This window comes from Herbinix luporum (assembly GCF_900070325.1).
GTDB classification, from domain to species: Bacteria; Bacillota; Clostridia; order Lachnospirales; family Lachnospiraceae; genus Mobilitalea; species Mobilitalea luporum.
In genome coordinates this window covers 1,016,299-1,035,726 of the sequence record NZ_LN879430.1, presented here as the reverse complement: position 1 = coordinate 1,035,726, position 19,428 = coordinate 1,016,299, and the positions used below count along the sequence as shown (strand labels likewise).

20 protein-coding genes are annotated in these 19,428 nt (G+C 35.6%); 7 read left to right on the top strand and 13 right to left on the bottom strand.

Annotated features, from left to right (window positions below):
- Nucleotides 1–16: 16 nt before the first annotated feature.
- Nucleotides 17–631 carry a transcriptional repressor LexA gene (lexA, locus tag SD1D_RS04765; RefSeq protein WP_058257868.1) on the top strand — a complete coding sequence of 205 codons (615 nt, stop codon included), beginning with the start codon at nt 17–19 and terminating at the stop codon, nt 629–631.
- A 71-nt stretch (nt 632–702) separates the two neighbouring features.
- On the opposite strand, the gene rsfS is transcribed toward lexA, so the two are convergent.
- The 12 genes from rsfS to SD1D_RS04705 form a co-directional block, all read right to left on the bottom strand.
- Nucleotides 703–1,053 (bottom strand): ribosome silencing factor, encoded by a 351-nt coding sequence (gene rsfS, locus SD1D_RS04760; protein WP_058257867.1) that lies wholly within the window; start codon nt 1,051–1,053, stop codon nt 703–705.
- Between the two features lie 26 nt (nt 1,054–1,079).
- Nucleotides 1,080–1,652, bottom strand: a complete 573-nt coding sequence (gene yqeK, locus SD1D_RS04755) for a bis(5'-nucleosyl)-tetraphosphatase (symmetrical) YqeK (protein WP_058257866.1) — start codon at nt 1,650–1,652, stop codon at nt 1,080–1,082.
- A 54-nt stretch (nt 1,653–1,706) separates the two neighbouring features.
- Nucleotides 1,707–2,309 carry a nicotinate-nucleotide adenylyltransferase gene (nadD, locus tag SD1D_RS04750; RefSeq protein ID WP_058257865.1) on the bottom strand — a complete coding sequence of 201 codons (603 nt, stop codon included), beginning with the start codon at nt 2,307–2,309 and terminating at the stop codon, nt 1,707–1,709.
- A gap of 39 nt (nt 2,310–2,348) precedes the next feature.
- Entirely contained in the window at nt 2,349–2,657 is a 309-nt protein-coding gene (yhbY, locus tag SD1D_RS04745) for a ribosome assembly RNA-binding protein YhbY (protein WP_058257864.1), read from the bottom strand.
- A 53-nt stretch (nt 2,658–2,710) separates the two neighbouring features.
- Nucleotides 2,711–3,997, bottom strand: a complete 1,287-nt coding sequence (gene obgE / locus SD1D_RS04740; protein ID WP_058257863.1) for a GTPase ObgE — start codon at nt 3,995–3,997, stop codon at nt 2,711–2,713.
- Between the two features lie 291 nt (nt 3,998–4,288).
- On the bottom strand, nt 4,289–4,576 hold the full coding sequence (gene rpmA, locus SD1D_RS04735; RefSeq protein WP_058257862.1) for a 50S ribosomal protein L27: 288 nt from the start codon (nt 4,574–4,576) through the stop codon (nt 4,289–4,291).
- A gap of 74 nt (nt 4,577–4,650) precedes the next feature.
- On the bottom strand, nt 4,651–4,992 hold the full coding sequence (locus SD1D_RS04730; protein WP_058257861.1) for a ribosomal-processing cysteine protease Prp: 342 nt from the start codon (nt 4,990–4,992) through the stop codon (nt 4,651–4,653).
- A gap of 13 nt (nt 4,993–5,005) precedes the next feature.
- Entirely contained in the window at nt 5,006–5,314 is a 309-nt protein-coding gene (gene rplU, locus SD1D_RS04725; protein WP_058257860.1) for a 50S ribosomal protein L21, read from the bottom strand.
- A gap of 158 nt (nt 5,315–5,472) precedes the next feature.
- Nucleotides 5,473–6,705, bottom strand: coding sequence for a ribonuclease E/G (locus tag SD1D_RS04720; RefSeq protein ID WP_058257859.1), 1,233 nt, complete (start codon nt 6,703–6,705; stop codon nt 5,473–5,475).
- Between the two features lie 18 nt (nt 6,706–6,723).
- Nucleotides 6,724–7,560 carry a TIGR03936 family radical SAM-associated protein gene (locus tag SD1D_RS04715; protein ID WP_058257858.1) on the bottom strand — a complete coding sequence of 279 codons (837 nt, stop codon included), beginning with the start codon at nt 7,558–7,560 and terminating at the stop codon, nt 6,724–6,726.
- Nucleotides 7,550–9,451, bottom strand: a complete 1,902-nt coding sequence (locus tag SD1D_RS04710; protein WP_058259197.1) for a TIGR03960 family B12-binding radical SAM protein — start codon at nt 9,449–9,451, stop codon at nt 7,550–7,552. The genes SD1D_RS04715 and SD1D_RS04710 overlap by 11 nt, the downstream gene beginning before the upstream one ends.
- Nucleotides 9,452–9,591: 140 nt before the next feature.
- A complete protein-coding gene (locus SD1D_RS04705; protein ID WP_058257857.1) occupies nt 9,592–10,194 on the bottom strand; it encodes a hypothetical protein in 603 nt (200 codons plus the stop codon).
- A 242-nt stretch (nt 10,195–10,436) separates the two neighbouring features.
- Between SD1D_RS04705 and tyrS the strand changes: the two genes are divergently transcribed.
- The 4 genes from tyrS (at nt 10,437) to SD1D_RS04685 (ending at nt 14,435) form a co-directional block, all read left to right on the top strand.
- Nucleotides 10,437–11,669: a tyrosine--tRNA ligase gene (gene tyrS, locus SD1D_RS04700; RefSeq protein ID WP_058257856.1), complete on the top strand. Its 1,233-nt coding sequence runs from the start codon at nt 10,437–10,439 to the stop codon at nt 11,667–11,669.
- A 93-nt stretch (nt 11,670–11,762) separates the two neighbouring features.
- The gene (locus SD1D_RS04695; RefSeq protein WP_058257855.1) at nt 11,763–12,653 is read left to right on the top strand and encodes a hypothetical protein; all 891 of its coding nucleotides are present in this window, start codon (nt 11,763–11,765) and stop codon (nt 12,651–12,653) included.
- Nucleotides 12,654–12,844: 191 nt separating this feature from the next.
- Complete coding sequence (locus tag SD1D_RS04690; protein ID WP_058257854.1) at nt 12,845–13,828, top strand: biotin--[acetyl-CoA-carboxylase] ligase; 984 nt, start codon at nt 12,845–12,847, stop codon at nt 13,826–13,828.
- A gap of 25 nt (nt 13,829–13,853) precedes the next feature.
- Entirely contained in the window at nt 13,854–14,435 is a 582-nt protein-coding gene (locus tag SD1D_RS04685) for a biotin transporter BioY (protein ID WP_058257853.1), read from the top strand.
- Between the two features lie 102 nt (nt 14,436–14,537).
- On the opposite strand, the gene SD1D_RS04680 is transcribed toward SD1D_RS04685, so the two are convergent.
- Nucleotides 14,538–17,762: a DEAD/DEAH box helicase gene (locus SD1D_RS04680; RefSeq protein ID WP_058257852.1), complete on the bottom strand. Its 3,225-nt coding sequence runs from the start codon at nt 17,760–17,762 to the stop codon at nt 14,538–14,540.
- A gap of 291 nt (nt 17,763–18,053) precedes the next feature.
- Between SD1D_RS04680 and pyrB the strand changes: the two genes are divergently transcribed.
- Together pyrB and SD1D_RS04670 are read left to right on the top strand one after the other, a co-directional pair.
- Nucleotides 18,054–18,986, top strand: coding sequence for an aspartate carbamoyltransferase (gene pyrB / locus SD1D_RS04675; protein WP_058257851.1), 933 nt, complete (start codon nt 18,054–18,056; stop codon nt 18,984–18,986).
- Nucleotides 18,980–19,417: an aspartate carbamoyltransferase regulatory subunit gene (locus SD1D_RS04670; RefSeq protein ID WP_058257850.1), complete on the top strand. Its 438-nt coding sequence runs from the start codon at nt 18,980–18,982 to the stop codon at nt 19,415–19,417. The genes pyrB and SD1D_RS04670 overlap by 7 nt, the downstream gene beginning before the upstream one ends.
- Nucleotides 19,418–19,428: the final 11 nt, after the last annotated feature.

Here is a 19,428-nt window from a genome sequence, read left to right as displayed (position 1 = left end):
GAGGAGGCAGATACATATGGGATATGGCAGGATAAGTAATAAGCAGAAAGAGATTCTTGAATTTATAAAATCTCAGATTATTAACAAAGGATACCCCCCAGCCGTTCGTGAAATTTGTGAAGCAGTTAAACTAAAATCAACTTCTTCTGTTCACTCACATCTAGAATCTCTTGAAAAAAACGGTTATATCCGCCGAGATCCATCTAAACCAAGGGCAATTGAAATTATAGATGACGAGTTCAACCTCACCAGACGAGAACTTATCAATGTCCCTATTGTAGGAACTATTACAGCAGGACATCCGGTTCTGGCTGTTGAAAATATAGAGAGCTACTTTCCTATTCCTTCTGAATATATGCCCAATATAGAAACATTTATGTTAAAAGTTAAGGGCGACAGCATGATTAACGCAGGCATTTATGACGGTGATAAAATACTTGTCCAAAAGCAATCCCATGCAAAGAACGGAGACTATGTAGTAGCACTTATAGATGATGAAGTTACTGTAAAGACATTTTATAAAGAAGGCGGTCATTTCCGCTTACAACCTGAAAACGACACCATGGAGCCTATTATAGTATCGGATTTACAGATACTAGGAGTTGTTATCGGACTTTTCCGTATATTTTAAAAGGTGCCAGGTACTGTTAACAAGCTGTGAACGCAAGTTCAAATCTGTTATAAGTACCTGACACCTTTATTTTATAGCTGATCTATAGTAATAGTTTTTCCGTCTCTCCAGATTCTTTCCAAATCGTAAAATAAACGATCTTCCTTAGAAAATACATGGACGATAAGATCCCCATAATCCATCAGTATCCAACCTGCACTTTTTACTCCTTCAATTCGCTGGGGTTCATAACCATTCCTACCTAATTTATCCTTAACCGATTCTACCAAAGAATCTACTTGCTGAGCATTAGTTCCGTTAGCAATAATAAAATAATCTGCAATAATCGATATATCCTTAATATCAATTATCTGAATATCTTCTCCTTTTTTATCTTCTAGAGCGTCGTAAGCTAGTTTTACCATTTCCCTTGAATTATCCATATCTACCTCCAAGTTATATTATTAACTTAACCTAGGTTCACATAATATTCATATGTGTCCTTTGTTAAGTTATCTATTATTTCATCTTTTTCTGTTAGATAATTAAGAATACTGCCTGTTATTATAACAAGAGCCCGGTCTAAATCTTGATAGGCTGCTTCTCTTGCTTTATCAAGTACAGGAATATTCTTTCTGTTAGGCTCAATAAAATCGGCAATGTATAGAATTTTCTCAAGCTTAGACATAGCGGGCCTGCCTGTATTATGGTATCTGATTGCTTTTAGAATGTCTTCGTCTAATATATTATATTTTTCTTTAGCATAGATTGCACCTAGCTTAGCATGAAGAAGTAAAGGTTGCATTCGTTCGGTTTCTGTTATTTCCAAGTTGTTTTTTTTACATTCCCGGATTAGTTCCTCAGCTGTCAAATGCTTTGCACAATCATGAAGTATTCCTGCTATGCTAGCTTTTATAGTATCATATCCAAAAATCAAAGCTAAATCATAACAAACCTCTTCTACACCTAATACATGGCGATATCTATTTTCTGATAATACCTGTTTCATGCTATCTCTTAATTTGCTTAGAATATCTTCCATATAATTACCTCATATTTTGGACTTAATTGCTGCTACTTTATTTACATAATAGTATTAGCTATATAGATTATGATCATTTATATAAGTTAGCACCTCACCTGGTACATAATACCGTATAGACTTACCCTCCTTAATCCTTTTACGGATCTTTTCTGATGATATCTCCATAATGGGCATATCCAGTAAAATTATCTTTCCCTTATAGGTCTTCTCTAGATATTCAGCCTGTTCTTTAAGTTGCTCCATTGAAAATTGAATTCTTCCCCCTGCAACAATAGTACTTAGGTTAAATATAGTCTGAGGATCCTTCCATTGGGGTATCATCATAAGGGAGTCTGCTCCTAAGATAAAATAATAGTCATTATCAGGCTCCCTGTTTTTTAGAACCTCTAAAGTATCTGATGTATAAGTTAAACCGGGTCTATTAAGCTCCAAATCCGATAGTCTAAAATTAGGATTGTCTTTTAGAGCAAGTCTTACCATATTTAATCTATGTTCACCGGATACTACGGTTATTCCAGCCTTATGGGGAGGGTTCATGGTTGGCATAAACAGTACATAATCTAAGCCCGCTTGCTCATATGCATGCTCCGCCAAAAATAAATGGCCATTATGGATAGGATCAAAGGTTCCACCCATAATTCCTATCTTTTTCATTGATTTTCTTCCTTTCGCAAAGTAAATATCAGATTATGTTTAATCCTTTATCTTTTTATCCGGGGGTAAGACAATCTTCTTTTTATCTTTGGATTCCTTATATAATACAATCTTTCTTCCGATAACCTGAACTACTTCCGAACGAGTTCTTTCTGCAAGAGTTTGTGCCATTACATTAATGTCTTCAATACAATTTTTCAAAACATTTATCTTTATTAATTCCCTTGCTTCTAAAGCCTCAGCAACTCCTTGAGTAATTTCAGGAGTTAATGCTGATTTTCCGATTTGATAAATCGGATCTATCTTCATGGCTAATCCTTTTAAATAAGCCCGTTGCTTTGTTGTCATAAAGCACTCCCTTCCATAATTACATATTAGTATAAATAATTTAAATAATTAGCCTATTTATAATAATCAAATTGCAGGCCATACATTCTTACTGTATCCCCTTCTTGAATGCCCAGTTCCTCTAACTGATCTAAGATTCCATTTTCCTTCATGAAATTTTGGAAAAACACAAAACCTTTTTCAGATTCTAAATTAGTATAACCAAGCATACGCTCAATCCTTGGACCTTCCACCACATAAACATGGTCTTCTTCTTTCCATACTTCAAATGGCAGGGATTTATCTTTAAGTTCTTCCGGGAAGAATTCCTTTTCAAAAATAACCGGACTTGTATCCATTTGATCTAGCATAGCCTTAACATGATACAAAAGTTCCTTAACACCCTCACCGCTTACTGCAGATATGGGAAACACCTTATATCCCTCCGGTTCAAAGGTAGACTTAAGTTTCTTTATAATTTCTTCTTTTTCATCACCATATAATACATCCAGCTTGTTTGCCGCAATAACTTGTGGCAGTTTACCCAGCTGCTCATTATAAGAAACCAGCTCTGAATTTATCTTACGGATATCTTCTATAGGATCCCTACCCTCTGTAGAGGCTGCATCCACCAGATGAATTATAACCTTAGTACGCTCAATATGCCTTAAAAATTCATGTCCAAGACCTAGTCCTTCTGAAGCCCCTTCAATTAATCCCGGAATATCAGCTATAACAAAACCGCCGCCCTCCTCTAAGTCAACCACTCCAAGATTAGGCCTTGTGGTGGTAAAATGATAGTTTCCGATTTTAGGCCTTGCATTGGTAACCCTGGATAATAGTGTGGATTTACCTACATTGGGAAAGCCTACTAAACCTACGTCTGCTATAACTTTAAGTTCCAGACGTACAGTCATTTCCATGGCAGCTTGTCCCGGTTGGGCATATTTAGGCGCCTGCATGGTGGCAGTGGCATAATGCTGATTTCCTTTACCCCCACGGCCTCCTTTTAGGACCACTTCTCTTTTGTTATCTCCTGACATATCAGCTACTACTTTTCCGGTGTTTACCTCTATTATAACTGTTCCCGGGGGAACCTTAAGTATAAGATCCTTGCCGTCTCTACCGGAACATTTCTTTTTACTGCCGTTTTCTCCATCCTCAGCAATAAACCTTCTGGTATATCGAAAATCAGCCAAGGTGTTCAAACCTTCGTCAACTTCAAAAATGACATCTCCGCCTTTTCCGCCATCTCCTCCGTCCGGGCCACCGGCCGGAACGTATTTTTCTCTTCTGAAACTGACATGGCCGTCTCCGCCTTTACCGGATCTTATATAAATTTCAGCTCTATCTGCAAACATAATATCCTCCATTTAAGCAAGAACTACCAACTACTAGATAAGAAATTTTACATTCAATTCATGTAATTCATGACATTTATCAAGCTTTCTTAAATAAATCTCATGAGTTCCATGGATGTATCTAAGATAGAATGATATTGTATTATGTACTTGTATTATTACCAATTCCTATAATGCTTATTATAATCTGAATTTATGGTAATAACAACCACCATAATAAACAATAAACATAAAAGAACCCCAAATTCATGCTGCATAGGAATTTGGGGTTATCATCACATGTATCTGCTTTTATACACTCTCTACAGGATAAACACTTGCCTGTTTCTTGTCTCTGCCTTTTCTTTCGAAGCGAAGAACACCGTCTACTAATGCAAATAATGTATCATCACTACCACGACCTACATTAAGTCCCGGATGTATCTTTGTTCCACGCTGTCTATAAAGAATATTACCGGCACGAACAAACTGTCCGTCAGCTCTTTTTGCGCCAAGTCTCTTGGATTCAGAATCCCTACCGTTCTTTGAGGAACCTACACCCTTCTTGTGAGCAAAAAATTGAAGGTTCATTCTTAACATGTTTTACACCTCCTAGTTTATAATCAAACCGTGCAAATCCACTATATAAATTCAAGCTGAATCTGCCTGCTACTTTACTTATTCTTTTGACTGACCCTCTCGGATATTGAAATATACTTACCCTTACATTCCTTTTTTATTCCATGAAGTCCATAGGCCAGTGAACTAAGGAGTAAATTTCCATTTTTACTTATGGGGCTAGTCAGGTGAAATTCTATTAAACCACTTTTTTCATCTTCACTATAATCAAAAGTATCAGAAGTAAAATATTCAATAGAATTTATTGTATTGATTACCAAGGCAGATACTGCTGCACATACAACATCATTGCCCTCTTGGCCATAACCTGCATGTCCTAGCACCTTAAAACCTGTAATCAAATTATCTTTATCTTTATAAATGGTTACTTTAATCATAATATACCATTACCTATGCATTGATCTTTTCAATCTTAACTTTGGTATATGGCTGTCTATGACCTTTTTTCTTGTTATATCCTTTTTTAGCTTTGTATCTGTATACAACAACTTTTCTGTTTTTACCTTCTTCAACAACAGTTGCTGTAACATTAGCATTTGCTACTGTAGGATTTCCAACAATCATTTTACCGTTATTTACAGCTAGTACTTGGTCAAAAGTAACTTCTTGGCCAGCTTCTAGGCCAAGCTTCTCAACTTTAATGATATCGCCTTCCGCTACCTTGTACTGTTTTCCACCAGTTGCAATAATTGCGTACATATGGCACCTCCTATTATCATTACTCGCCAACTACGGTGTCCGTATAAACGGAACTTATACCCCATTGTGCGGCACACTAAATTATGTTAGCATATACCTTAAAAAATGTCAATTAAAATTTTACAAGCACGTAGCTAAAACTCAATGACCTAATTTAATCATTGTTGAAGTATAGTATCGATAAAAGGAAGCTGTTCGTGTAAAGGTTTTCTTAGCTTCATTCTTGTAACCTCTACTAAACCTAAGGCTGTCATATCCACAAGGGTTGTTTTAATTGGATCTTTTTTTAGATATTCTTCTAGTTCTCTCATTAGTAACTCTTTATCTTTTTCTAATTCCATATCGATAAAATCAATTATAATTATTCCGCTTAAATTCCGTAACCGTATTTGTTTTGCAATTTCTTTTGCTGCTTCTAAATTGATCTTTAAAAAGGTTTCTTGAACCTTTTTCTTTCCTGCCACTGCCTTTCCTGTATTGACATCTATTGCCGTTAAGGCTTCCGTGGGCTGAATTATAAGAGAACCCCCTGATTTTAACCAAACTTTGGGCTTAAGTGCCTCCTTTAGCTTCTCCTTAATTCCATAGAGGGTCCATAAGCTTATATTATCATCTTGATATAATCTTAACTTTGCCATATCTTCCGGCTGATGTTGTGTCAGATACTCCTTAATATTTTCATAAAGCCTTGCATCATCGGTTACAAATTCATCAACCCTATCTGCATATCCGTCTCTAATATCACAAATATAAGCCGGTGGTGTACTATATAATAATGAAAATCTGCTTTTATGAACTCCGTATCTTCTTATGTTTTTAAAAGTTTCTATAAGATTATTTATTTCATTAATTATCAATTGATCAGACATATAAGCTGAATTAGTTCTGACTATAAAACCAAATTCCTTACTGACATAGGGTTTTACCAATGATCGAAGTCTCTGCCGCTCTGCTTGATCCTCAATCTTTTTGGATACTCCAATAGAGGTTTTTCCATAGGTTAAAGCTACATATTTTCCGGTCAGGTTGATATTGGAGCTGACTACAGGTGCCTTGGTCTTAACATCTTCCTTGGTAACCTGAACAATCAGCTCATCACCTATCTTAATCTGAGTTTCCTTAAGGGAAGCTTCCTTATCATCACAGGCCTGATTGGCAAGGATGGGATAGGGATTTTCCTTCATTGAAAAGTAACACATCCTGCCCTCTTCAATTTCAACAAAGGCAGCATTTATGTTTTTAACAATATTTTTTACTTTACCAAGATAAATATTGCCTAGAATATTCTCCTCATTATCAGGATTTAGGGATACTTGCACCATATCCTTCCCTTCAAATAATGCAGAGATTATAGTATGATCTTGCCTTGTAATAATAATCTTATGACTCATAAAAGCATCCCCCGCATCCTACTTATCCAAATGATCAAGCGGAATTAATTTTTTAGTCTTTTCATCCCTAGTATAAAGCTCTAGTCTATGAACTTGCCAAGCAAATGAATTATATTCTATATTATTATCTTTACAAAAGGCTTCCATAACAAGTTCCGGCTTCAGATTAGATACACTTCCCGTATCCAGTTGAAGATATACCTTAATATCATTGTCATAGACTTGGGCCATACTTTCTATATCAAGAAAATAACTTTTTTCCCCGTTTTCCGGCCTTGTGACATTCATTAATTTATCCCTTAATTTTTCTTTATATTCTTTTTCATCATAGGATACCAGGCTAATCATAGGTCTTATATTGACCAGTTTTTCGCTGGTCTTGGTCTTTTTGTTAATAATAATTTCTGATTTACTATAAAATTTCTCAAATGCCTTCCTAAAGTCTTTGCCGGATAGGATTTCTTCACCTAAAGAATAACCATCCTTTAGGGAAATTAAATAATCAGCCGATGATATCAAGGACATGGCAGTCACATGTTTTTCATTTTCCTTAGGCTCCCTTAATATACGAAAGCCGGTAACTAAAAATCCCTCTGACATAACCTCATTTATAGCCTTAACCATATCCTCAGGGGATTTGCTTGAATTTAGGCTTATATCTACATATTCACCATCACTGGTTAATCCAAGCCCTAAAGGTGCCGCAAAAGACATAATCTGATGGGGATTAAATCCTTTGGTATATTCACTGTCATAATCTGCTCTACGAAAAGCTTTCTGAAAATACCGCATTACATCCAAATGACCGATAAATTTCATGGCACCATATTTTTTAAATTTAATTCTAACCTTCACTTTTTACCTCCTGCGGTTTTTCTTTTGCACTTATATTTTCGAAACATACACCGCCTCCGAATGCCTTAGCACCACAGTTGTAGCATAACTGCCTACAATTAGGAGTTACTGTGCTTTTAATTGCTCTTTTGTATTCCCGAAGAAGAAATGCCTTGCTTACACCGACATCTATAAAGTCCCAAGGGAAAATCTCATCTTCTCCACGTTCTCTGCTGTTGTAAAACGAAATAGATATACCCTCTTTTTCAAATGCTTTTAACCATTTATCATAATCAAAAAATTCACTCCAAGAATCATAAAGACATCCGGCCTTATAAGCTTCATAAATAACCTTACTAAGTTTTCTATCCCCTCTGGCTAATACTCCTTCTAACTGACTTAACTCTGCCTCATGCCAGTTATATCTAATACTTTTTCTGTTTAATTGTTCATTTATCTTATTTTTTAACAGCTGCTGCTTTTGTAAATACTCTTCTGGGGTATCCATCCTAGACCACTGAAAAGGAGTAAAAGGCTTAGGTACAAAAAATGATGTACTAGCTACAACATTTACCTTTCCCTGTCTTTCTTCCTTAGGGATTTCATAGTATTTTCTTGCTATTTTATCCGATAATATGGCAATCCCTTCTATATCCTCTTCTGTTTCCGTAGGAAGGCCCATCATAAAGTATAGCTTAACCCTATTCCAACCGCTGATAAAGGCTTGTGAAGCACCATTTAGAATATCTTCTTCAGTTAGACCTTTATTTATTACATCCCTAAGCCTCTGAGTTCCCGCTTCAGGAGCAAAGGTTAGGCTGCTTTTTCTTACATCCTGAACCCTACTCATTACATCAAGGGAAAATGCATCTATACGAAGGGAGGGCAAGGATATATTTACACCTTTTGTTCCAAACTCATCAATTAGGAAGTAGACTAATTCCTGTAGCTTAGAGTAGTCACTGGAACTTAAGGAACTTAGAGAAATTTCTTCATGGCCTGTGGATTTTAACATCTCATATGCACATTTCTTTAAATATTCCAAATCCCTTTCCCTGTTTGGCCGATAAATCATACCTGCCTGGCAAAATCTACAACCACGGATACAGCCTCTTTGAATCTCCAGTACCACTCTGTCCTGAGTAACCTTTATAAAAGGTACTAAGGGTTTTGTAGGATACTGGGCTTGGCTCAGATTCATTTCAATTTGCTTTTTAACCTTATCCGGTGCAGTATCAAGATTCTTAGTAAAACTTTTAATAGTGCCGTCCTCATTATATTCTACATCATAGAAGGCAGGAACATAGATACCCTCTATTTGGGCAACCAGTTTTAGAAATTCTCTTCTGGTTTTTCCTGACCCTTTACATTCCTTATAAAGATCAAGAATCTCATCATATGCTGTCTCACCTTCACCTATATAGAAAAAGTCAAAGAAATCAGCAATAGGTTCCGGATTATAGGTACATGGTCCGCCCCCTATGACAATAGGATCATCTTCTGTCCTGTCCTTGGCATAGATAGGGATCTGTGAAAGTTCCAGAACCTGTAGTATATTGGTATAACACATCTCATACTGGATGGTAATTCCTAAGAAATCAAAATCCTTAACAGGATCCTGGCTTTCTAAAGCAAAAAGAGGGATCTTTTTCTCCCTCATAAGCTTGTCCAAATCTACCCAGGGGGAATAAACCCTTTCACAATAGGTGTCATCCCTGCGGTTTAGTATATCATATAGTATCTGAATTCCCAGGTGGGACATACCAATCTCATATACATCCGGAAAACACATGCAGAATCTTATATCTACATCCTTGGGATTCTTTACCTTCATATTTATCTCTCCGCCGATATAGCGGGCCGGCTTATCTACGGAAAGGAGTATTTCATCTGATAGTGCTAATTTTCTCATCATGTTATCCTTTCTAAAAAAAATCATAGCAGACAGATTAGGATATTTCCTATAATAAATCTAGTAATATAAGTTTTCTAGATTGTCTATCGAATATTATAACTTATAGGATAAAAAAATACAACGAAGTAAAAACCCGCCTATTTAAGCCATGATACAATTATTTCCTCTATAATATCCATTTGATTAAAGCCTGTAACATAGTGCCTTATGGTTTCATAGGTAAAATTTCCTAATTCAAACTTTATTTTATCAATAATAAACAGACTAAAAAATATTACTAGGGCACAAACAGTACGAATGACCAAGGATTTATAAGAAAGCAGTTCCTTTTCCATATTTTCTTCATCCCTGCCCTGGTTAAATAATTTACTTACTTTGTCCTTTTTCTTTTTTCCGTATACAGAATTAGCTGTATCATCTTCTCTAAAAATATAATCACTAATTCTGCCTGATGTATCATAAGCATTTAGTTGTCTTAGACAAGCTTCCCTGGCTTGGCGGATATATTCAGCCCGGGATAACCTTGCCTGGCCTACTTGATTATTTGGATTTTCATTATATATATTAGCTTTATCAAAGTATATGGAGTCTTCCTGCCTTTGATTTACATTATTATTTGTTTTATCTATGTAAGGGTATCTATCTACCATTTCAATGGGTACATAATATTTTTCATCTATATTGTTTGATAGATTCTTTTCAATTTGACTATAGATTTTATCCTCATAACTGGCATCCATTCCTATCCCTCCTTCTACATATATTCACCGGCTGAATATATAAAGATTAGTATACTCAAAACATCTACATATTCTTAACTTCATTATATTTCAACCAAACAAGATATATTCCACATCACTTAAAGGCAAATCTTCTTCTACAAGCCTTTATTTGATGGCTATCGAAAATTCATTGAAAAATATAAGGTTTTCATATATAATGACTTTAATTAACTAATAGACAATTATAAGGAGGAATACCAATGTCAACAAATGTTTATGACATACTACAGGAACGGGGTTTTATTGAACAATGTACCCATGAGGATGAAGTTCGCGAATTATTGGGAAAGGAATCCGTTACCTTTTATATAGGCTTTGATGCTACCGCTGATAGTTTAACTGCGGGACATTTCCTTACAGTTATGGCCATGATGCATATGCAACGGGCAGGACATAGACCCATCGCCCTTCTAGGTGGCGGTACCACCATGATTGGTGACCCAACCGGCAAATCTGATATGCGATCCTTAATGACCAGGGAAACTATTGATTACAATGCCAACCGTTTTAAAGAGCAACTTTCTAAATTCATTGATTTTAGTGACGACAAAGCAATTCTTGCAAATAATGCCGATTGGCTTCTAGACTTAAATTACGTAGAATTTTTAAGAGAAATAGGAGTTCATTTCTCAGTAAATAAGATGCTGGCTGCAGAATGCTATAAGCAAAGAATGGAAAAGGGACTTACCTTCTTCGAATTTAACTATATGCTTATGCAGTCCTATGATTTCTGGAAGCTTAATAAATTATATGATTGTAAACTGCAACTTGGAGGTAACGACCAGTGGTCCAATATCATCGGTGGAGTTGAGTTAATACGCCGTAAGGAGCAAAAGCCTGCATACGGCCTAACCTTTAAACTTCTTACAACCAGTGAAGGTATTAAGATGGGTAAGACTATGAAGGGAGCTGTATGGCTAGATCCTAATAAAACCTCTCCATATGAATTCTACCAGTACTGGAGAAATATCGAAGATGTAAAGGTTGAAGAATGCCTAGGCCTATTAACCTTCCTACCTATGGATGAAGTAAGAAGATTAGGTGCCCTTAAAGGTGCAGAGATAAATCATGCTAAGGATGTTCTTGCCTATGAGATAACAAAGATTGTTCACGGGGAAGAAGAAGCTAAAAAAGCACAAGAGGCCTCCAAGGCCTTATTTGGTGGTGGCGTAAAGTCTGAAAATATACCTACCACCAGCTATCCTGCTGCTAGATTTGCTGAGGGAATAGACCTAATTACCTTAATGTGTGATGCAAAATTAGCCGTCTCCCGTTCCGATGCCAGAAGAACCATACAACAAGGAGGAGTTTCGGTAAACGATAAAAAAGTAGATAATTTTGATTTGATTTTAACAGATAAGGATTTTGATTCTGACGGAGCAATTCTGATTAGAAAGGGTAAGAAATCATACCACAGATTTATAGCCGAATAAGAATCTACTGTAGAAATGGACTTTAGCTTATACTTGGTTAGCATAATGTTTTCATTTGTATTTAATTAAAAATATAAGAATGGAGTTGAGATTATGCAAGAATATATCCCATTTTTCCAAGGCGAAAACAGAAGCTTCACAGAGAAATTGGCTAAATATTTTGAATACTCTGGTTTAGAATCAAAAATAGATTACGATGAAGCAAATGATGTCTATATCTTATCTGTTCCTGCCGATAAAGAAAAGGAGGCTAAAAAACATTATCAGGCCTTCTACTTCGTGGAAAGGGAAAGGATTAAAAAGGCAGAAAATGAAAAAAGCTCTGAAATATCTGAAGAAGCAAAACAAGAGCCAAGTGAAAAATCCTCTCAGGATATATCTGAGGATATGGTAATTTCAGAAAATGAACTTGAGGAAGAAACCGAGTCGGAACTTGTTAGCCACAAAGCCGGTCAAACCCCTACAGATGATGAAGAGGATATGACCAGTGAAGTAGAAACCGAAGACTATAAAGGCTTAATAACAGGATCCGGAAATTATATGTTTAAATCGGAAAAATATCAAGATTACACCGGAACCTTTTATATATTTCTCTTTCTAGGCATCGCCGGGGTTATCTTCGTAATCCTAAATATAGCTAGAGTCTTAACTATCTTAAATGGTGTCTTTCCTAATTTTATTATGGGTGCCCTCTTTTTGTTCTTTATATATGAGGCAATAACCATATGGAATAAGGCCAAGAAGCTTAAGTGGGAAATAGAAGAAGAAAATCAACTGACTGAGAAAATTAATCAGTGGTTACAAAAAACTGTAACAAAAGATTTTTTAGCTTCAATCAGTAATGATAATTTATCAGAAGAGCTAAATTATATGAAGCAGACCGATACCATACGGGATATGTTACTTGCTGAATTTGGTGAGCAAAATCATGATTATCTTGACCGACTTATTGAAGAATATTATAACCAAGTATTTGATCTTTAATAAGATACTTAGAATTAATTGAATAAAAACTTTAAGGTGGCTTTCATTTAAGATAGTGGAAGCCACTTTTTCTATACTTTTATATATTGCATTTAATTGTCAACTTATTAGTCATTGTATGTTGACATTTTAGATTAAGCTGTTATACTAAAGTCTATAAAAATACAAATACCCTACAAGGGAGGTCCAAAATGGAACTTAAAGAACAGATATTAAAAATTTTAGAAGAAAACAGGGGAAACAGTGTTAATGGTGCCTTGATGGCTAAAGAACTTCATGTTACCAGAAGTGCCATCTGGAAGAATATAAATCAACTAAAAAACGAAGGTTATCAAATAGAGGCAGTACCTAATCGGGGTTATTGTCTTAAAGAATCAAATGATATACTTACTAACCAAAGTATAAGTCCATATCTTAAAGGTAAGGCTACAAACTTTATTCTTGATGTCAGAAAAACCGTAAGCTCTACCAATACCCTGGCCAAGGAAATGGCTGCCAATAAAGCCCCCGAGGGAACAGTTCTTATTGCTTCAGAGCAAACCAATGGCCGGGGTCGTATGGGCCGCAGCTTCTACTCTCCTGCTACAGGGCTATATCTATCCCTTATATTAAGGCCTAAGCTTAGTATTGAAGACTCTTTATTAATAACAACCAGTTCTGCTGTGGCAGTGGCAAAGGCTATAGAAAAAATCACAAATGAAGACGTTCATATAAAATGGGTTAATGATTTATTTATGCAGGGAAAAAAGGTATGCGGAATTCTTACTGAAGCTTCCTTAAATATTGAAAACGGCGGTTTAGAATATGCCATTGTCGGTATCGGTATAAATGTAAACACTAAGGATTTTCCCAGTGATATAAAGGATATTGCCGGTTCCATCTTTTTAGATAAACCAAAAAATCAGCCTATAACATCAATACTAGCAGCTGAAGTCTTAAATAATCTGGCAGATTCCATGGATAAGCTGACCAGTAAAGATTACCTTGAGGAATATAAGAAACGTTCATTTCTTATAGGTAAGGATATATATGTACTAAAAGAAAAAAAAGTTTTTCCTGCCAAGGCTATCGGTATAGATAACAGGGCAAGATTGCTTGTGGAATATCCCGATTCCACCAAGGAAGCATTAACTTCAGGAGAAGTCAGTATAAGAACAGATTATTTGCCCAAATAATTTCAGAATAAAGGAGTAAGATATTATGATATATTCAAGTTCTAAAGGACTTTCTACTAAAAGCTTAATTATAACAGCTATGTTTACTGCCATAATCTGTGTATTGTCTCAGATTATTATTCCCATTCAGCCTATTCCTTTTTCTTTGTCTCTCCTTGCCATATTTTTAACGGGAGCCCTTCTTGAGCCAAGGTATGCCTTTTTATCTACATTAGCTTATCTTCTTTTAGGGGCTTTTGGCTTACCGGTTTTTGCCGGATTTAAAGGGGGAATTAACATCCTTACGGGAATGACAGGAGGATTTCTTATGGCCTACCCTCTGATGGCTTTTATCACATCCTTATTCTATCAGATAAGTTTAAAACTAAAATCAACTTCATCTTGGAATAAGTTAAACCATAAGACTTTGCCGGCCTTAGGAATGGTTATATCTCTTTTTATATGCTATCTAATAGGCAGCCTATGGTTTAGTTATGTTGCAGACACCACCATAAGCTATGCCCTAACAGTATGTGTGATTCCCTTTATAGCATTTGATTTGCTAAAAATCATTATGGCTTTATCTGCTGCCATGGCAATAAAAAGAGTATTAGGCCAAGTTATATAAATTCAGCACATTTGTCACAAGAAATACATAAAAAGCTCATCAAACAGACTTAGCCCCTAGTGGAGCAAATTATCTGTTATGATGAGCTTTAGTAATACTAAATTACATAGGGCTAAACAATTCTTCCAGCTCTTCTCTGGATAAGGTATTAATAAACACTTCCTTTGAACTGATAATTGAGTCGGAAAGCTCCTTCTTCTTTTTCTGAAGCTTAAATATCTTCTCTTCTATGGTTCCTTTAGTAATCAGTTTCAATACATGAACCTTGTTTTGTTGACCTATTCTATATACCCTGTCAGTAGCCTGTTCTTCTACTGCAGGATTCCACCAAGGATCATAATGGATTACCGTATCGGCACCGATAAGATTTAAGCCTGTGCCACCGGCCTTTAGGGAAATTAAAAATACTTTGCCTTCTCCCTCATTAAACCTTTTTACCCGCTCATTACGCTCCTGTGTAGGAGTACTTCCTTCCAGATAAAAATAGGGAATATTCATATCTTTAAGTTCCTCTTCTATAATCTGTAACATTGATGTAAACTGTGAAAATACCAATATACGATGATCATTGGCAATAGCTTCTGGAATAAGCTCCATAAGTAAATCCAATTTTCCGCTTCCCCCCTGGTAATTTTCCAAGAATGTAGAGGGATGGCAGCAAATCTGTCTTAACCTGGTTAGGGCTGCAAGTATCTTCATCCTGCTCTTTTCTAATCCTGTCTCAGACAGTTCCGTATGAATTTCATTTCTTATATTTTCAAGGTAGGCTAAGTATACCTTCTTTTGCTCTTCAGAAAGATCCGTAAGCATTTTCGATTCATATTTATCCGGTAGTTCCGTAAGAACATCCTTCTTCATACGGCGCAGGATAAAGGGTGATATATGCTGGTGAAGATCTTCTAGGGCCTCCTTATCTTCCTTTAAAATAGGTTTCTCATAAACTTCAACAAATTTTGAATGATTATAAAGGTATCCTGGCATTATAAAATCAAATATTGACCAAAGCTCAGATAGGCTATTTTCTATTGGGGTTCCTGTTAAGGCAAATTTATGTTTGGTTTTTAATCTTTTTACTGATTTTGCATTTTGTGAAGCATTATTTTTAATAAATTGGGCTTCGTCTATAAATACTCCGTGAAATTCAATTTTTTCATAAACACTAATATCTCTTCTTATTAAGGGATAGGATGTAATTAGGACATCGTAGTCTTTATATCTTTCAATTATTTCTTGTCTTTCCGGGGGATTTCCGCTAACAACTACAGCCTTAATAAAGGGAGCAAAATTCTCCATCTCATCAAGCCAATTATATGTTAAAGATGTAGGACAGACAATTAAAAAATGTGTATCTTTTTTTTGCTTCTTATTCTCCAATATCAGGGAAGCTATAAATACTATGGATTGCAATGTTTTTCCAAGGCCCATGTCATCAGCCAAAATTCCTCCCAGGTCATTTTGTGCCAATGTTCTTAGCCATTTATAACCGGTTACCTGATAGGGACGAAGGCTTGCCTGAATTTCATCAGGTACCTTAAAATCCGTTACAGAAGGATTAAGTATTTTATCCGTCAGAGCGGTAAAATCCCGATCTTTATGAAGTTCCAGCTCCTTATCTGAAAATGCCTTGTCCAAATATACCGCATGCTGCTTTTCCAAATAAAGCTTATTTTCCTCCATATTATTGCTACCTACATTTAGTGAGCTTAAAATTTTGGACAGATTTTCTACTTTTTCCCCTTCCAGTTTAACGAAGCTACCGTTTTTTAGCCGATAAAATTTCTTTTTAACCTGATAAGCATAAAGCAAATTTTTTAATTCATCCTTAGGTACACCTTCAAAAGATATATCCAGCTCCAAAAGATTTATACCGCCATTTACCCTAACACTGGCTTTAAAATTTCCCGGAGGATTAATACTAAGCTTTCTAAAATCCTCAGAATAATATAAAGTTGCCACTCCCTCAAGATCCATTACTTTACCGGATAAAAATTCATAGATAAGCTCTTCATTTTTTAAAAGATAATAGTTCTTATAAGGAACAAATCCCAGTTTTAAAATCTCATCAATAACTGCCTCTTCACTTTCCCTTTGTCGGACTATTATATAAGATCCGGAGGAAGCATTGCCAAAGGAATTAAACTCATAATCCCCATAACGGTATCTAAGTTCAGCCTTAATACCATGTTTATGTCTGTCAAAATAAATTTTAGCCTCTAAGTCTTCAGAAATATATCTTTTCTTTAATTCCTCCGGTACATCCAGTTCCATGGTTTCACTTATTCTTGGCAATACATGCTCAAGAAAGCTGTTTTTCTTTTCACCTTTAAAAACTAAAGGCTCCTTATCTCTGCCAAGACTATTATAAAAAGGCTTAAAATTTCGAATAAACTTTTTATCCGGCTTATATATGGCCCCGTCATAATAAAGCAATTCCCCGGTATCTAAAATAGGTAAAACAGCCTCTTTACCCTGATAGTCAACAAAAACTGCTTCCTCATCCATGGTAAGTTGCAATGAAATCTTTGGATTTCCCTTAATATAACTTACATTGGTAAACTCCCTGCCATAAAGCTCCAAGGTAAAGGTGGTCCCATATAAAAGCTCCAAAAGTTTAAACAACATATTTTTAGTCAAAATAACATTGGATTTTGTAAATATTTTTGAAAAATGGGAGCTGTTAATCACCTCTTGAATCTCATAAATATCCAAAAGATAATCTAAAATAATCTGGGAAGGCTTGTCAAAGTTACTTTCCCCGCTTATATATTTAAATTCCTTTCCTAGGGAAAAACTTTCGTTATTATATATATTATATAAAAATTTTTTTATGGTCTGAATTTTATATTTGCGGTTACTACCTCCGCGAAAAGATGCATATGCCCTAGCACTATCCCCCTTCATAAGCTGTGGAATAGTTATAATGGTATCTAGGGAAAAAGTTTCTCCTACCAGATAAGCCTCTTCCTGAGAGGCAAAATAGTCTAGTATTTGAATGATTTTTCTTTCCTCAGGACTTCTTGTCTCTGATAGCATTGTCCTTTCCTGATATTTTAATATAAATAATAAAGCAGCTACCACATGCTTACAAGCCCCCTGATCCTTTAGTCTTGATGGACAATTACAATTATAATCAAAGGATCCGTCTTCTTGTTCTTCCACAATGACAGAATATTTAAAATTCCCCTGTACCTCCATACGATACAGCTTTGCAGAGTTTGAATAAGAGGCACTGACAACACGATTTTCCTTATAGTATTGTAAGCCTCTAGCATAAACCGTATCATTGGAGGCTAAGTTCCTGATACCTGTCCGTGAAATTTGAATCATATTTTGCACACCTTTCTTTTATCTAAGCTTAAATTATGTTCTTTTCCAGTTATAAAATCATTTCACTTAGATAACAAAATACTGTATCCTACTATTATACCACATAATAAAAAAAAGTGTATTTTAAATATTCCTATATTTGTATAAATGCTGAATTTAGTTATTATAATTACTAATCCATAGTATTAGTTTAATTTATAAAAACTTCTCAAAAACAGATTGTCTTTTTAAATAGTATATATTAGAATACTTAGTTAGAATAGTTACACAACTATTATAATGGAGGTAAATATGAGGCATATCATTAGTCCTACGGATCTTACTATTTCAGAATTAGATGAACTTCTAAATCTAGCTGAAGATATTATTAAAGATCCAAAAAAATATTCTAAAGTTTGTCAAGGAAAGAAACTAGCAACCCTATTTTATGAACCTAGTACCAGAACCAGACTTAGTTTTGAAGCCGCCATGCTAAACTTAGGCGGAAGTATTCTTGGCTTTTCATCTGCAGATTCTAGTTCAGTGGCAAAAGGCGAAAGCGTTGCCGATACAATTCGCGTTATTTCTTCTTACGCAGATATATGTGCAATTCGTCATCCCAAGGAAGGTGCTCCTTTAGTAGCAGCACTCCACTCTTCCATTCCAGTTATCAATGCCGGAGACGGCGGTCATAATCATCCCACTCAAACCTTTACCGATTTACTTACTATAAAAAATCTTAAAGGGCGGTTCGAGAATCTAACCGTTGGTTTTTGTGGCGATTTAAAATTTGGAAGAACAGTACATTCCCTAATAGGAGCCCTATCAAGATATAAGAATGTGAAATTTATCCTTATATCCCCTGAAGAACTAAAAGTTCCCACCTATATCAAAGAGGAAATACTAGATGTGAACAATATTCCTTACGAAGAGGTAAGAAGTCTTGAAAAAGCCATCCCCAATTTGGACATCTTGTATATGACCAGGGTCCAGAAAGAGCGCTTCTTTAACGAAGAGGATTATATCAGGCTAAAAGACACCTATATACTTAATACTAGGAAAATGTCCCTGGCTAAAAAGGACATGCTGGTATTACATCCCCTGCCAAGGGTAAATGAAATTGCCGTAGAGGTAGACGATGATCCCCGGGCAGTATATTTTAAACAGGCTGAATTTGGTGTCTATGCAAGAATGGCATTAATAATCACCTTGTTAGGTTATAAAGAAGGGAGGCCCCTATGTTAAATATAGGCATACTAAATCAGGGAATTGTTATAGACCACATAAAGGTGGGGGGAGCAATGAAAATATATACCTACCTTAATCTTGAAAATCTAGATTGCAGTGTGGCTATTATAAAAAATGCCAGAAGCAATAAGATGGGACGAAAAGATATTATAAAAATAGAAGGAACCTTAGACGATATAAATTTGGACATCCTAGGGGCCCTAGACCACAAAATAACCATTAATATAATTAAAAACGGAGAAATCATAGAAAAGAAAAATCCCAGGCTACCGGATAAAGTAGATAACATACTAAAATGCATAAACCCTAGATGCATAACTTCTATAGAAAGTGGTATCCCCCATTCCTTTAAATTGACAGATAAGAAAAACGGTGTCTATAGATGTATCTACTGCGAGCAAGCTTTTAAAGGTGTCAGGTACCGTTAAGAAACTGTGAA